At 46.8% G+C, this 14,544-nt stretch carries 14 protein-coding genes; 2 read left to right on the top strand and 12 right to left on the bottom strand.

All coding sequences use genetic code 11. The annotated features are described in order from the left end of the window. Window positions 1-103: 103 nt before the first annotated feature. Window positions 104-613 (top strand): NUDIX hydrolase, encoded by a 510-nt coding sequence (locus tag Q1A41_RS06070; protein WP_299975891.1) that lies wholly within the window; start codon window positions 104-106, stop codon window positions 611-613. A gap of 12 nt (window positions 614-625) precedes the next feature. Then, complete coding sequence (locus Q1A41_RS06075) at window positions 626-2,137, top strand: alkaline phosphatase (protein WP_299975893.1); 1,512 nt, start codon at window positions 626-628, stop codon at window positions 2,135-2,137. Between the two features lie 85 nt (window positions 2,138-2,222). Here the strand turns inward: Q1A41_RS06075 and der are convergent, their stop codons facing one another. The 12 genes from der to hscA form a co-directional block, all read right to left on the bottom strand. After that, window positions 2,223-3,635: a ribosome biogenesis GTPase Der gene (gene der, locus Q1A41_RS06080; protein ID WP_299975895.1), complete on the bottom strand. Its 1,413-nt coding sequence runs from the start codon at window positions 3,633-3,635 to the stop codon at window positions 2,223-2,225. 196 nt (window positions 3,636-3,831) lie between these two features. Next, window positions 3,832-4,968, bottom strand: a complete 1,137-nt coding sequence (bamB, locus tag Q1A41_RS06085) for an outer membrane protein assembly factor BamB (RefSeq protein ID WP_299975897.1) — start codon at window positions 4,966-4,968, stop codon at window positions 3,832-3,834. Window position 4,969: 1 nt separating this feature from the next. Beyond that, on the bottom strand, window positions 4,970-5,644 hold the full coding sequence (locus tag Q1A41_RS06090; RefSeq protein WP_299975899.1) for a tetratricopeptide repeat protein: 675 nt from the start codon (window positions 5,642-5,644) through the stop codon (window positions 4,970-4,972). Between the two features lie 120 nt (window positions 5,645-5,764). Continuing rightward, on the bottom strand, window positions 5,765-7,054 hold the full coding sequence (gene hisS / locus Q1A41_RS06095) for a histidine--tRNA ligase (RefSeq protein WP_299975900.1): 1,290 nt from the start codon (window positions 7,052-7,054) through the stop codon (window positions 5,765-5,767). A gap of 97 nt (window positions 7,055-7,151) precedes the next feature. After that, entirely contained in the window at window positions 7,152-8,267 is a 1,116-nt protein-coding gene (gene ispG / locus Q1A41_RS06100; RefSeq protein WP_299975902.1) for a flavodoxin-dependent (E)-4-hydroxy-3-methylbut-2-enyl-diphosphate synthase, read from the bottom strand. Window positions 8,268-8,280: 13 nt separating this feature from the next. Beyond that, window positions 8,281-9,249, bottom strand: coding sequence for a RodZ domain-containing protein (locus tag Q1A41_RS06105; RefSeq protein ID WP_299975904.1), 969 nt, complete (start codon window positions 9,247-9,249; stop codon window positions 8,281-8,283). Then, complete coding sequence (gene pilW / locus Q1A41_RS06110; RefSeq protein WP_299975906.1) at window positions 9,249-10,016, bottom strand: type IV pilus biogenesis/stability protein PilW; 768 nt, start codon at window positions 10,014-10,016, stop codon at window positions 9,249-9,251. The genes Q1A41_RS06105 and pilW overlap by 1 nt, the downstream gene beginning before the upstream one ends. 14 nt (window positions 10,017-10,030) lie before the next feature. Next, a complete protein-coding gene (gene rlmN, locus Q1A41_RS06115) occupies window positions 10,031-11,170 on the bottom strand; it encodes a 23S rRNA (adenine(2503)-C(2))-methyltransferase RlmN (protein WP_299975907.1) in 1,140 nt (379 codons plus the stop codon). A 17-nt stretch (window positions 11,171-11,187) separates the two neighbouring features. Continuing rightward, a complete protein-coding gene (gene ndk, locus Q1A41_RS06120) occupies window positions 11,188-11,613 on the bottom strand; it encodes a nucleoside-diphosphate kinase (RefSeq protein WP_299975909.1) in 426 nt (141 codons plus the stop codon). A gap of 444 nt (window positions 11,614-12,057) precedes the next feature. Next, complete coding sequence (gene iscX, locus Q1A41_RS06125; RefSeq protein WP_299769906.1) at window positions 12,058-12,261, bottom strand: Fe-S cluster assembly protein IscX; 204 nt, start codon at window positions 12,259-12,261, stop codon at window positions 12,058-12,060. A 12-nt stretch (window positions 12,262-12,273) separates the two neighbouring features. Further along, window positions 12,274-12,612, bottom strand: coding sequence for an ISC system 2Fe-2S type ferredoxin (fdx, locus tag Q1A41_RS06130; RefSeq protein ID WP_299975911.1), 339 nt, complete (start codon window positions 12,610-12,612; stop codon window positions 12,274-12,276). Between the two features lie 41 nt (window positions 12,613-12,653). Continuing rightward, window positions 12,654-14,531, bottom strand: coding sequence for a Fe-S protein assembly chaperone HscA (gene hscA / locus Q1A41_RS06135; RefSeq protein ID WP_299975913.1), 1,878 nt, complete (start codon window positions 14,529-14,531; stop codon window positions 12,654-12,656). Window positions 14,532-14,544: the final 13 nt, after the last annotated feature.

Raw genomic sequence — 14,544 nt, forward strand, 5'->3', positions numbered from 1 at the left:
TTATTTTTTACGTCGCTCACGGTGAGTGACATCACTGCGTAAACAGCACTGAATTGGACTGATTTGCTAAATTGCACATCAGCGCAAATGAACACGGATTATCATGTTAAACATTTATAGACATAAACCATTAAAAACGTTCATTTTTACCGCTAGCATACTGGCGCTGGGCGGCTGCGATCTTTTAAACAGCCCCACAACCGGCTCCGGCCAAGCGAACGCCGGCTGTCTACTGGAGCACCATGCCAGTGGCGGTGAATATCGCATCATGATGGTTCAACAACACAATGGCGAGTGGAATTTCCCTGGTGGCGGATTTCGCTGGCGCGAAACTCCCGCACAAACCGCTGAGCGAGAAACACTCGAAGAAACTGGCGTCGCGGTTAGCGCCGATAAAATGATCAAAATTTTCGATAATGGCTTCCAGTTGTTTAGCTGCACTAATAAAGAAAAAATGCGGCCAAACCCGGAAGATAACATTGAAATCTTGAGCGCCCGCTGGGTTAACCCCTCACTTATTCCTGCAGTGCAGTGGCGCTTTCCCTATCAAAGAGCTTGGCTAATGGACTATTTAAACCAATCCAATGCCAGCCAAAACAACAGCGAAAACTAATCAGGCTCAATCATGATTTTTAAGAAAAAACTTTTTTGTTTATCGTTAGGTCTCGGCCTGCTGGCTGGCTGTAGCGATGACAGTATTACCCATCAAAAAACCAACCCTTGGTTCGAGCAGGGACAATCCCAGCTCAAAGCTGCATTAAAACGCGAGAATAATGAAAACAAAGCTAAAAATATTATTGTATTTGTTGGCGATGGCAACGGTATTGCTTCGGTAACCGCAACGCGGATTTTTAAAGGCCAGATTGATGGTGGTGATGGCGAAGAGTTTCAGCTTTCCTATGAGCACTTCCCACACATGGCTTTATCGAAAACCTATAATACTAACGCACAGACACCAGATTCAGCCGGTACTGCCACCGCCATAATGACCGGCATAAAAACCAAGATGGGACTAATTTCAGTTAACGACAGTATCGAACGCGGCGATTGCCAGGCGGCACTAAAAAATCACGCTTCAACACTGCTTGAACTGGCTGAACTTGACGGCCGCTCAACCGGTGTCGTTACTACGACGCGTATTACTCATGCCACCCCTGCCTCTACTTATGCTCACTCTGCCGACAGAAACTTTGAGGACGACAGCAAGCTTAGCACCCACGACAAAGAAGCCGGCTGCAAAGATATTGCCCAACAACTAATCGAGTTTCCATATGGCGACGGCATTGAGGTCGCCATGGGCGGCGGACGTCGACACTTCCTACCAAGCAATGTCAGTGGACCAGAAGGCAAATTTGGCAAACGTCGAGATCAGCGCAACTTAATCGAAGAATGGCAGGAAAAGCACCCTGAAGGGCGTTACGTTTGGAATCAAAAAGGTTTTGATAAGGTAGATCCAAAAGAAACCGACAAACTATTCGGCCTATTTAACAGCTCTCATATGGAATACGAGCTTGATCGCGAAAAAGACCAAGGCGGAGAGCCCTCTTTAGCCGAAATGACGGGTAAAGCGATTGATATTCTGAGCAAAAATGACGACGGCTTTTTTCTCTTGGTTGAGGGCGGTCGAATCGATCACGCTCACCATGCTGGCAATGCAAAACGTGCCCTAACCGACGGTATTGCAATGGCCGATGCCGTTGAAATGGCTATGCGTAAAACCGACAAGGAAGACACCTTAATTATTGTTACCGCTGACCACTCGCACACCTTTGTGATTCAGGGTTACTCTTATCGAGGCAACCCAATTCTTGGCTTAGCCCAGGGTATTGACAAAAAAGGTCGTCCAGCCAACACACCAAACCTAGCCTTAGATGGCAAGCCTTATACCACGCTTTCTTATGCTAATGGTCCAGGTGCACACAGTCACGGCCCTCGCCCTCACGCCACAGAAGAACAAGCTCAAAGTCACGATTACAAGCAGCAAGCTTTAATCCCGCTTGAGTCAGAAACTCATGCTGGTGAAGACGTAGCCATATATGCCCGTGGCCCCTGGGCCCACCTATTTAACGGTGTCGTTGAGCAAAACTATATTTTTCACGCCATTAATCATGCTGCAGAGCTAGACGCTGAACGATAAGCTGCTAATAAAACTCTAAAAGCGGAAAATAAAAAAGGGAGCAAAAGCTCCCTTTTTTATTTTTGAACCAAGCAATCTTATAAAGTTATTTCTTCTTTTTCTTCTTAGCGTTTTTATAGTGTTCCATCAAACGCCTCTTCTTAGCTGCTTGACGAGAGTTCAGTTCATTTTTCTTTCCATTGTAAGGATTGTCAGTAGACTTAAACTCCATTTTGATTGGAGTACCGTGTAAATCTAAAACACGACGGAAAGTTTTCTCTAGGTACTTTTTATAGTGCGCAGGAACAGATTCAGTCTGATTACCATGAATTACAATAATCGGAGGATTCTTACCCCCGGCGTGCGCATAGCGCAACTTAATTCGATGTCCACCTACCATAGGTGGCTGATGGGTAGAGACCGCATCCTGTAAAATTCTTGTCAAATGATTGGTGGTTAACTTATCTGTAGCGGCACTATAAGCCTGCTCGATAGACTCGTACAAATGACCAACACCGGTACCGTGTAAAGCCGAAATAAAATGGATATCGGCAAAGTCGACAAAACGCAAGCGGCGTTCTAGTTCATTTTTAACAAACTCTTTATGCTCGCTATCCAAACCATCCCATTTATTTAGAGCAACTACCAAGGCTCTACCCTGGTCAATTACATGCCCCATTAAATGAAGATCTTGATCAACCAATCCTTCGGTGGCATCCACTAATAAAACCACAACGTTGGCATCGTTGATCGCCTGCAAAGTTTTAACGATGGAAAACTTTTCTACAGACTCCTTAACATTCTTACGGCGTCGAATACCCGCCGTGTCTATTATCGTATAAGGCTTTTCGTTGCGCTCATAGTTAATATAAACGCTGTCTCGGGTAGTCCCCGGCATATCAAACACAACTACACGGTCTTCACCCAAAAGACGGTTTACCAAAGTGGACTTACCCACGTTTGGTCGACCCACAATGGCCATTTTTATACCCTTGGCCTCTTCTTCCTGCTCATCCTCGAAGACATTTTCAGGAAATTCTTCAAGCACTAATTCCATGAGTGTTTTCACGCCACGGCCTTGGGTAGCCGTTGTACCATAAACCTCACCAAGTCCCATCTCATAAAACGGAGCCATAGCGACATCATGATTCTGACCATCAATTTTATTGGCCACTACATAGGTGCGTTTATTGTTAATACGCAAGTGCTCTGCGATCATCTCGTCAGCCGCCGTTAGGCCATCACGGCTGTCCACCAAAAACAGCACCACATCAGCCTCTTCTACCGCTAATAGCGACTGCTCCGCCATGGCAGAATCGATACCCTCTTCATCACCGGTAATACCACCTGTATCAATCACCATAAATTGGCGCTTATTAATCTCACCATCGCCATACTTGCGATCCCGCGTCAAGCCGGCGTAATTTGCCACAAGGGCATCGCGACTGCGAGTCAGACGGTTAAACATGGTGGATTTGCCAACATTTGGGCGACCAACCAAGGCGATTACAGGTATCATTTGGTATTCCAATAGAAGTTTAGGGTTAATTTACAAGCTTATAACCCATTTTGATGGATCTCGTGGGCCGCGAGTATAGGGATTTTCTCGCCAGTAGCAAGTTTTAGTAGCTATGAGGCAAATCTGGCATGAATATATAGAAGACAAAAACGAAAAAAGGGCCAAAAGGCCCTTTAGTTTTACTAGGGAGTTATCCCTATTGTATGCGATAAGCGACTAGCTCTCCGCTATTACCATACACATACAGCAAACCATCACTACTTATCATGCTAGCGCGCACGCCATCACCATCAACCTTTTCCCGCGCCACAAAACGGCCATCTTCACGATCTAATATGTGGATATAACCTTCAAAATCGGTCACGGCTACATAGCCACCTATCGCATGGGGGGCACCCAGTTCACGGCGCAGCATATTGTCGTTTTCCCAAAGCTGCTCACCATTGGCGCTATTTAAGGCGCGTAAACGATCATCCGCAGAGGCCACATAAATATTGCCATGCAAGGAGCTGATATCCTTATGGCTAGAGGAATCGGCTGCCCACATTGCACGGCCGTTACTGCGGTTAATAGCCATAATTCGACCTTGATAGGCCGAAGCGTAAATAATGTTGCCTATTAATAGAGGTGTCGCATCAATATCTACGACACGCTCAAGCTCAGTCTTGCCCTGTGGAACCGCTACGCGATGCTCCCAAACTTGAACACCATCAGCCAAACGCAATGCTACAGCTTTGCCTGACGCAAAACCCGCATAGACTTTATCGGCAAAAATAACAGGATTAGCGGTACCACGAAGTGTTAACACAGGTACAGGGTTGTCATAGCGCCATATTTGCTCACCATTTTGAGCATTTAGGCCATACAGACGACCATCTAAGGTTTGCACGACGACAATTTCACCATTACTCTGCGGGGCAGATAGAATCTCACTGCTTAATTTTGTCTGCCACTGTTCCGAACCATCTTCGCGGGATAAAGCGTAAACCGAACCCGTGTAACCACCCAAGTAAAGATTATTAGGACCAACACCAACACCACCTGCCAGCTCACGATCCAAGTCCTTCGACCACAGCTCTTTGCCAGTTTGAGCATTTAAACTGACTACCTCACCTTCGGAACCTGCCGCGTACAAAGTATCACCTGCAATTGCAGGGGTAAGCCGGCTAAAACGCGTATCTTGACCTGCGCCGATATCTTTAGACCAAGCTTCTTTAAGCTCGACCGATGGCTCGAAATCCACCAATTCCATCGGTTCAATATTAACTTCATCAGTAGAGGAACAAGCAGAGATAATCGCTGACAAAAGCAGCAATGCTATTGGTTTTTTCATATTATTGAGCATTCCCATCCTGAGTTGCCGCTACCGGTACGCTAGCTAATTTATCCTGCAGAGGTTGACGCCTTGCAATATCCTCAGCAGCTAATGAATCTATTGCCAGCTGATAAGAAGCACGGGCACCGTCGGCGTCGTTCTGAGCCATATAGATATCACCGCGAGTTTCAGCGAAAGAGCCGATTACTGCTTGAGTTTGACCTTTATCTAATGTTGCCAAGGCAGCTGCATTATCACCTTTAGCCGATTGAACTTTAGCGAGTCGCTGGTAAACAATAGGACGTAGCGCTTCGCTAGGGCCTTGCGCTATCGCAGAGTTTAAATGCGTAGCGGCTAGATCCAACTCATTGGCTTGCACCGCTATCTTGGCCAAAAACAAGTCACCGCTAATGCCATAAAAGCTACCACTGTGCTCATCCACCAGCTGTTGAGCCAAAAATTTAGCGGTATTCTTTTGTTCGGCCGTAGGGTTTTGAGGGCTAGCGGCTTGCAGCAGCTCCTCATAAACGACCGAACCTGCTTCGGCCTGAGCCTGTTGCTTTGTTTGCCAAAATTGAAAACCCGAATAACCCGCAACGATCAACAATGCGGTGGTCAGCAATGCTTTGCCGTTTTCGTCCCACCAGCGTTTAATGGCTTCTAATTGTTCTTCTTCAGTGAGATGTTCTGCCACTGTAACTCCTACTTACCTGCATTCTGTTTGTTTTTTGCACAAGGCTGAAAGCCAACGTCATAAAGCCCGCTAGACTATCATAAGCCGCTTATAAGCCCTAGGCCTTATTATGGCTTTGACTTAGTCCTCTAGCGCATTAGATAAAGATGAAACTAAATCAGCTTGCTCCAGCAATTGCTGCTCGCCCTGCCCTCGTAAAGGCTTCATAAGCACCTTAGCCTGCTCTAACTCTTGATCGCCAAGAATCAGTGCGAACGCAGCTCCGCTTCGGTCCGCTTTTTTGAGCTGACTTTTAAAACTGCCGCCGCCGCAATGATTGACCACTCGACAGCCCGGGAGTTCAGCGCGAACTCTCTCTGCCATATTGGCCGCCGCACACTGAGCTGCATTTGCATCATTGCTAGCTGCCACAATGTAGATATCTGCAGCATTTGGCAGGCTGGTTGGAAACTTATCTAAAGCCTCCAGCAACAGTATTAAACGCTCGACACCCATGGCAAAGCCAACCGCTGTATTCGGTTTGCCGCCCAACTGCTCTATGAGTCCATCATAGCGGCCGCCGGCACAGACGGTTCCCTGAGCGCCCAGCTTATCGGTCACCCATTCAAAAACCGTCTTTGAGTAATAATCCAAGCCTCGAACCAATCGGGGATTTACCTTGAATGGCACTCCTGCTTCAGTCAGAAGACGCTGCACTTGCTCAAAATGCGCGCGCGACTCATCATCCAAATAGTCAGACAAACTAGGGGCGGCATCTAAAAGCTTTTGAGTGTCAGGGTTTTTACTGTCTAGAATTCGTAGCGGGTTACTATCAAGACGACGCTGGCTATCTTCGTCTAATTGATCTTTTCGTTCACTTAAATAGTCTACTAATGCCGCCTTAAAAGATTCACGCGCAGCATTTGAACCCAAGCTATTAATTTCTAAGGTCAGCGCATCAAGAATTCCCATCTGGCGCCACAAGCTTGCGGTAAGCAATAATAATTCTGCATCAATATCGGGCCCCGGCATTCCGTAAGCTTCGACCCCTATTTGATGAAACTGACGCAAACGTCCTTTTTGAGGTCGCTCATAGCGAAACATTGGGCCGGTATACCATAGGCGCTGGGTTTGGTTGTACAACAAACCGTGCTGTTCACAGGCACGCACACATGAAGCCGTGCCCTCTGGTCGTAAAGTTATACTGTCACCATTTCGATCATCGAAGGTGTACATTTCTTTCTCTACAATATCGGTGACTTCGCCAATCGAGCGCTTAAACAAATCAGTAGACTCAACGATCGGAAACCGAATCTCTTGGTAGCCATAACTCGCCACACAGTCTGCTACGGTTTTTTCTAGATACTGCCAACGTGCAGACTGCTCTGGCAATAAATCATTCATGCCTCGAATGGCTTGGATCTTTTTCAAACTGCTACCTATCTCTCTAAAATAAAACTTAGCGTTTTACTGTAATGTTTTTTAATGGTGTTTTACGTTGCTGCTGCACTTGAGCTGTTTTTGCTTACTATACCGATTTTGCAATCAAATCTTTTTCGGCCTCTGCCTTCTCTTCCGCCTTGGCTCGAATAATACGCTCTAGATTGTCTACCAAGTTATCCTTACCCAATTTATGATCAGCCTGACCGTCGATATAAATTGAATGACTCGGCGTTCCGCCAGCAAGACCAACATCAGATTCTTTGGCTTCACCAGGACCATTAACAACACAACCAATAACTGAAACATCCATCGGCGTACGAATATCTTCTAGGCGCTCTTCCAATTGATTCATTGTGGAAACCACATCGAAGTTCTGGCGAGAGCAGCTAGGACATGCAATAAAGTTAATACCTTTCGCGCGTAGCTTTAGGCTTTTTAGAATATCCCAACCTACTTTAACCTCTTCGATTGGGTCGGCAGCCAGGGAAACCCTCAAGGTATCGCCAATGCCATCCATCAACAACATGCCCAGACCGACGGCAGACTTTACCGTTCCAGAGCGCAGGCCACCTGCCTCTGTAATTCCTAAATGCAGTGGCTGCTCAATCTGCGTAGCTAACTGACGATAAGCCGCAACCGCCATAAAAACATCAGATGCTTTAACACTCACCTTAAAATCATGAAAATTCATTTTGTCGAGTATATCAACGTGACGTAAAGCCGACTCTACAATGGCTTCTGGCGTAGGCTCGCCGTATTTTTTTTGTAAATCTTTTTCCAAAGATCCGGCATTAACACCGATACGAATAGGAATATCTAGATCCCTAGCCTTTTCAACAACCGCGGCAATACGTTTTTCCCGCCCTATATTCCCAGGGTTAATTCTCAAACAATCAACACCTAAATCGGCAACACGAAGCGCAATACGATAGTCAAAATGAATATCTGCAACTAAAGGTAAGTTCACCGCTTTACGTATTTCACCGAATGCTTCGGCTGCATCTAAAGTAGGTACCGACACCCTTACAATATCGGCTCCAGCGTCTTGCAAGCCCTTTATCTGAGCTACAGTCGCATTAACATCGCAGGTGTCGGTATTCGTCATACTCTGCACAGAAATTGGTGCGTCGCCACCTACGGCTACATCGCCAACCATAATCTGTCTGGATTTACGGCGTTTAATCGGTGATTCAAAGTGCATAGTATTTACTTAATTAAGGAATGGTTACGGCCAAGGTTTTACGACCCGCTTTGGCCTGCAAAGGAACAGCTTCACCATCGATCGTTAACGATACCGCTCTTACATTGCCAAAGTTCATTCTAAATGGCGCCTGCCCCTGCAGACGAAGTTCCTGCCCGGCTTGCTTAGTATTACTGAATAGGCGCCGCCCTGTTGCATCGCGAACCTGAAGCCAACAGCTGTCGGTAAAAGTGAAAACCAGAGACTGCTCTCCATCAGACAAAGCCGTCACGGCGGTATCTGGAGACACCTCTGTACTGATGTTTGGCTCAGCTGAAACTACGGTATCTTTAATAGGCGATGGCGACTCCACTATAGCTGCTTCGGTGGATGCTTCAGCAGGTTCAGTATTTGGGGTTTTCACTTCAAGCGAAGTGTTTTTTATCGCAGTAGCCTGCTCATTTGCGCCAGCCCCAGATTCCATTGATTGCCCTAGCGATTCATTGCTACGACTAGCTGATAAATTATTAGCTGTAATTGCACTGGAAGTTTCAACTCCAGAGTTTTGGGCTTGTACAAGCGATGGTTTTTGGCTTGGCTTTTCTTGTTGCCCAAAAAACCAAAAGCCAAGTAGAAGCAGCAAAAACAGCGGCACTATCAAAATCAATTTAGACTTATTTCTACTCTGAGCTGCTACCACTTCAGTTTGAGTATCTTTGTCTCTATTTGGGCTATCGAGCTCACAATAGGCATCGTATTCCGCCAATAGAATATCAATATCCAGCTGCAAAACACGCGCAGCATTGCGTAAATAGCCGCGCACAAATGTCTCTGTGCCAGCCAGCTCAAACTGGTTCGACTCAATGAGACTGAGTTTATGCTTAGTAATTTTTAGCTCTGCGGCCAAATCCTCGGAACTAATCCCGAGTTGCTCACGGGCGTAAAGTATTATTGCCCCCGGCCCTGGTATCTCCTTTTGTACGGGGGACTCAAGACCGGTCATTAGCGATCACCGATCGATTGCTTAGTGCTCAAAGGCTTTCCATTTGGAAAGATTGTTTTAAGCTTTAATCGGGCACTCGCTTCACGATTCTTATCACCTAGCGCAGTTGCAATTTGCAATTCCATTTCAATAGAGCGAGGTGAATAAGGAGAAACTAAGTGGTATTGATCTAGAAGCCTTAGAGCCGCAGTATATTCAGCTTTTTTTTGAGCTATACCCGCCAACTCAATGTAGGGTCTCGGCATGTTGGAGTCTAGAGTAATAGAACGGACAAACGCCTTCTCTGCAGCGGAGACGTCCCCCAAGGCAAGCGCCGTCAAACCAACGTTGTTAAAAGCAAGCGGCCGCCGATCGTAATTGAGGTTTTGTGCTGCACTTTGAAAATGCTCCAAGGCTTCCGAATAGCGCCTTTTCCCGTATAAAAATGAACCATAATTATTTCTCGCCTGAGGAAAATCACCATCAATGCGAATCGCTTTTTGATAAAAGCGCTCTGCGTTTACGTCGTCACCTTCGCGCAACATTAGAGCAGCCAAACCACTATAGGCACCGGCTGAATCCGGATCAATTTTCAAAGCTTTATTGAGATGGAAGCGTGAGGAATCTAAATTATTTTGGCGCAAATATTGTAGACCTAGACGAATATGAGTCTCTTTGGCCTTTTCCATATTAGGTTTTTTAGGCTCTTTGTCATAAGTTGTTACGCATGCTGTCAAGCTCAACAACAGCCAACTTGTTATGGTGGTTTTTACGAGGCTGCGAATCATTTTATATTCCGGTTCTATGCGTTATTAATAATTCGAACGGCTTGCTCTTGGTATCTCTGCGAACGGCGAGTTCGGTCATTTACATTGCCAGCCAACTGGCCACAAGCGGCATCAATATCATCCCCACGAGTCGTGCGAACCGTGGTTATGTAGCCCTCTTCCGTTAGAATATCTTGAAATCGTCGCAAGCTATTATTGCTGACACGCTTGTAATCTGACATTGGGAACGGATTAAAAGGGATCAGATTGATTTTGACCGGAATATCTCGCAATAGTTGCGCCAACTCACGAGCATGCTCTGGTCGATCATTTACTTGATCAATGAGTGTGTATTCGATGGTAATCTTGCGTCGATTGTCAGGCAAGTTATCGATATAGCGCTTAGCGCTATCCAACAACATGGCAATCGGGTACTTTTTATTGATGGGTACCAACTCATTACGAAGCTCATCATTGGGCGCGTGCAAAGATATCGCCAAACAAGCATCAGTTAGACCATCAAGCTTATCGAGTGCCGGCACTACGCCCGAAGTACTTAAAGTGACTCGGCGTTTTGAAATTCCGTAACAATTATCGTGCATCATCAGATTCATCGAATCGACGACGTTGTCAAAGTTGAGTAATGGCTCGCCCATACCCATCATCACGACATTGGTAATTTTTCTTGGTCGGTCTTCACCAAATTGACCAAAAGACTTTGCGGCAATCCATACTTGGCCAATGATCTCGGCCGCTGTCAAATCACGATTAAAACCCTGCTTACCGGTTGAGCAAAAGCTGCAATCCAAGGAACAGCCTACTTGAGATGAAACACACAAAGTGCCACGCTCACCATCCGGTATAAATACTGTCTCGATGGCACTGCCACCGCTAACCTTAATCAAAAACTTGCGAGTTCCATCAGCAGAATCTAGCTGCTGCATCACCTCGGGGGCTTTAATTTCAGCCTTTGCGGACAGTTTGGAACGCAATGCTTTGCTGATATTGGTCATCTCATCAAATGAATCCACACCCATTTGGTGGATCCACTTGAGAACCTGCGCCGCACGAAAGCGCTTTTCACCCATTTCTTCAAAAAAGGCTTCCAGCTTTTGCTGAGACAAACCCAGCAAATTAACTTTTTCGACAGTATTTTCGGACGGCGTCAGGGACATCAATCTACTACCTATAATTAGCGGCCGCAGATTTCGTCAGCAGCGAAGAAGTAAGCTACTTCGCGCTCAGCAGATGCAGCAGAGTCAGAACCGTGCACAGCATTGGCATCGATGCTTTGAGCAAAATCAGCGCGAATGGTGCCAGCGTCAGCTTCTTGAGGATTGGTAGCACCCATCAACTCACGGTTTTTAGCAACAGCGCCTTCGCCTTCTAATACCTGTACAACAACAGGGCCAGAGGTCATGAAAGAAACCAAGTCACCGAAGAAAGGACGCTCTTTGTGCTCGGCGTAGAAACCACCAGCTTTTTCGTCGTCCAACTGAACCATTTTCATAGCGACAATCTTTAGGTCTGCAGCTTCAAAACGAGCGTTGATCTGACCAATTACGTTTTTTGCTACAGCATCTGGCTTGATGATGGAAAGAGTGCGTTCTACCGCCATGAGTTAATCTCCAAAAATAAATGAATAAAATTCTTAAACCCGCAGGATCCGCCGTCGACCTAATTTAGCCGTTTTACAGGAATCCATACGGAAAACCCGCGACTTGCCAGCTGGGCATTAGCCACGGGTTTAGATCTGTTGGGAACCGACTTGCCCTGTTTGGCAGTCAGCTCAGCGGCGGACGCTATGTTACTGATCTATATAATCATTTTTCAGTTTTATGAAAAATGCCAGAAACACAGAGCCCGGTTTCTACAGAGGCGCCGATTATACACCTCTGAGGACAGCGGTTAAATAGCTTAAGATCGCGTAAAAGCACCTATTTTCATACTAAATGACTTCAAAGCGAGGCTTATGAAGGGCAAAATCACCACGTCTAAGGTGTTTTTAGATTCTGGCGCGCTATTGGCCCGCCAATACTCTTGGCGAATCCTATATCAAAAGCTAGTCGCTGGCCTCTTCTATCCAGGCCGCCTGAATTGCTTCCAATATCTTTTCCCCACAGCGCTCAGGCTGATCATTAAAGCCTTCTAGCGCCATAACCCAATTACGCAAATCAACAAAGTTCACATATTGCGGGTCCACATCCGGGTGCGCATCATAAAGCTCTATGGCGATATCGCTCACATCTGTCCAGCGTAAATCCAACATAGCGCCCCCTTAGTGATGTTCAGAAACCTGGTTAATGGTGTATTTTGGAATTTCGACAACCAAATCTTCATCCGCAACCAGAGCTTGGCAGCCTAGACGCGAGTCAGGCTCGAGCCCCCAAGCTTTATCGAGGTAGTCATCCTCCAGCTCATCGGCTTCTTCTAGGGAGTCGTAGCCTTCACGAACCACCACATGACAGGTGGTACATGCACAACTCTTTTCACAGGCATGCTCAATTTCGATGCCGTTGCGAAGTGCAGCATCAACAATGCTTTCGCCTTTTTCAGCGTCAACCTCGGCACCCTTAGGGCAAATCTCTTCATGGGGTAAAAATACTATCTTAGGCATAATTCACACTCATTAAATCTTCAGCAGCTGCTATCTGGCAACTACTCTGAATCAATATCATCTAGGCTCTGGCCCGCTAACGCCGCCTTGATACTTTTATCCATCCGGCGAGCTGCAAAGTCATCAGTACACTGCGCCACAGCCTCAATGGCCGCCTCAATATCACGTGGACTCTCCGCACTCTGACGCACTTGAAGCAGCTTCTCCATGCTTGCAACAATGGTTTGTCGCTCTCCATCGCTGAGCAAATCGCCATCCGCCTCCAGTGCCGGCACCAAAGCCTCCAATACGCGCTCTGCCTCCACCTGCTGCTCACGCAAGGCCCGAGCCTTCATGTCATCTTCAGCATGACTGAATGACTCTGAAAGCATGCGACTGATTTCATCGTCCGCTAAGCCATAAGACGGTTTGATATCAATGCTGGTTTTTACCCCACTATTGAGTTCTTCGGCAGACACCATCAGCAGGCCATCAGCATCAACTTGGAATACCACGCGAATCTTAGCCGCACCCGCCACCATTGGGGGTATACCGCGCAGCTCGAAACGCGCCAGCGAACGGCAAGCCGAAACCAAATCGCGCTCGCCCTGTAGGACATGTACAGCCATCGCGGTTTGCCCATCTTTGAAAGTGGTAAACTCTTGAGCCTTGGCGACGGGGATGGGTGTATTACGGCTAATAATTTGCTCGACTAAGCCGCCCATTGTTTCTATACCTAGAGACAATGGGATAACATCCAATAACAACATATCACTGTCAGGCTTGTTACCCACTAGTATATCGGCCTGAATAGCCGCGCCCAGAGCCACCACCCTATCAGGGTCGATATTGGATAAAGGCTCACGACCAAACAAATCAGCTACTGCCTCACGCACAGCAAGAGTTCGCGTAGAGCCACCGACCAACACAACGTTATCAATTTCATCAGCACTTATATCAGCGTCACGCAAAGCACGACGGCATGACTTGATACTACGAGCAATCAGTGGTCGTAATATCTCAGACATTTGCTGGCGATCTAGACTGCCATGCCATGCGGCAAACTCAATATCTACAGATTCACTTTCTGCAAGAGATTCTTTGGCAGCTCTAGCCTTAAGCAATAGCGCCCGCTGCTCTTGCGCTGAAAGCGCATGCTCATTGTTACTTTGCTGCAAGATCCACTGAGCTAACAACTGATCAAAATCGTCACCACCTAAAGCAGAATCACCGCCTGTAGATAGCACCTCGAAAACGCCCTTACTCAAGCGCAGAATAGAAACATCAAAAGTACCGCCGCCCAAGTCATAAACTGCAATCAAACCTTCGGCTTGCTGATCAAGTCCGTAGGCAACGGCAGCCGCCGTAGGCTCATTTAGCAAACGAAGAACCTTCAAGCCGGCCAATGTTGCCGCATCTTTGGTTGCCTGTCGTTGGGCTTCATCAAAGTACGCCGGTACGGTAATAACCGCGCCATCCAAATGCTGAGATGCACCACTGGCCAAACTGCGCTCACCCAATGCGGCAAGGTGCTTAAGTATTTCAGAGGAAATTTCTACCGCACTAAAATCACCTGCCACCGTAGACAAATAAGGCAATGCACTGCCATCTTTTTCTACAAAACGATAAGGGAGCTTTTCACCTAAGCTGACGATATCTTCAGCACCGCGCCCCATAAGACGTTTTATAGAGCTAACGGTATTAGCTGGATCGCTTAATAGTTTTTTCTCGGCGCCTTGGCCAACGAGCACTGGGCCAGAAGCTTGATAATGGACAACAGACGGACAAATTGACTGCCCTTTTTCATCGGCCAGCACCACCGGCTCACCGCTACGCACAGATGCAACAACGGAGTTGCTTGTACCTAAGTCGATACCTACCGCGAGCTTTCGATCGTGGGGCTTAGCGCTTTGTCCAGGTTCTGAAATTTGAAGTAACACAAAATACCTATTT

This window comes from uncultured Pseudoteredinibacter sp. (assembly GCF_947502065.1).
Taxonomy (GTDB): Bacteria; Pseudomonadota; Gammaproteobacteria; order Pseudomonadales; family Cellvibrionaceae; genus Pseudoteredinibacter.

Excerpts from the sequence above, each read along its gene's own strand:
- Q1A41_RS06075 (WP_299975893.1), top strand. The coding sequence starts at position 626 with ATGATTTTTAAGAAAAAACTTTTTTGTTTATCGTTAGGTCTCGGCCTG.
- rlmN (WP_299975907.1), bottom strand. The coding sequence starts at position 11,170 with ATGTCCCTGACGCCGTCCGAAAATACTGTCGAAAAAGTTAATTTGCTG.
- pilW (WP_299975906.1), bottom strand. The coding sequence starts at position 10,016 with ATGATTCGCAGCCTCGTAAAAACCACCATAACAAGTTGGCTGTTGTTG.
- ispG (WP_299975902.1), bottom strand. The coding sequence starts at position 8,267 with ATGCACTTTGAATCACCGATTAAACGCCGTAAATCCAGACAGATTATG.
- der (WP_299975895.1), bottom strand. The coding sequence starts at position 3,635 with ATGATACCTGTAATCGCCTTGGTTGGTCGCCCAAATGTTGGCAAATCC.
- bamB (WP_299975897.1), bottom strand. The coding sequence starts at position 4,968 with ATGAAAAAACCAATAGCATTGCTGCTTTTGTCAGCGATTATCTCTGCT.
- ndk (WP_299975909.1), bottom strand. The coding sequence starts at position 11,613 with ATGGCGGTAGAACGCACTCTTTCCATCATCAAGCCAGATGCTGTAGCA.
- Q1A41_RS06070 (WP_299975891.1), top strand. The coding sequence starts at position 104 with ATGTTAAACATTTATAGACATAAACCATTAAAAACGTTCATTTTTACC.
- Q1A41_RS06105 (WP_299975904.1), bottom strand. The coding sequence starts at position 9,249 with ATGACCGGTCTTGAGTCCCCCGTACAAAAGGAGATACCAGGGCCGGGG.
- fdx (WP_299975911.1), bottom strand. The coding sequence starts at position 12,612 with ATGCCTAAGATAGTATTTTTACCCCATGAAGAGATTTGCCCTAAGGGT.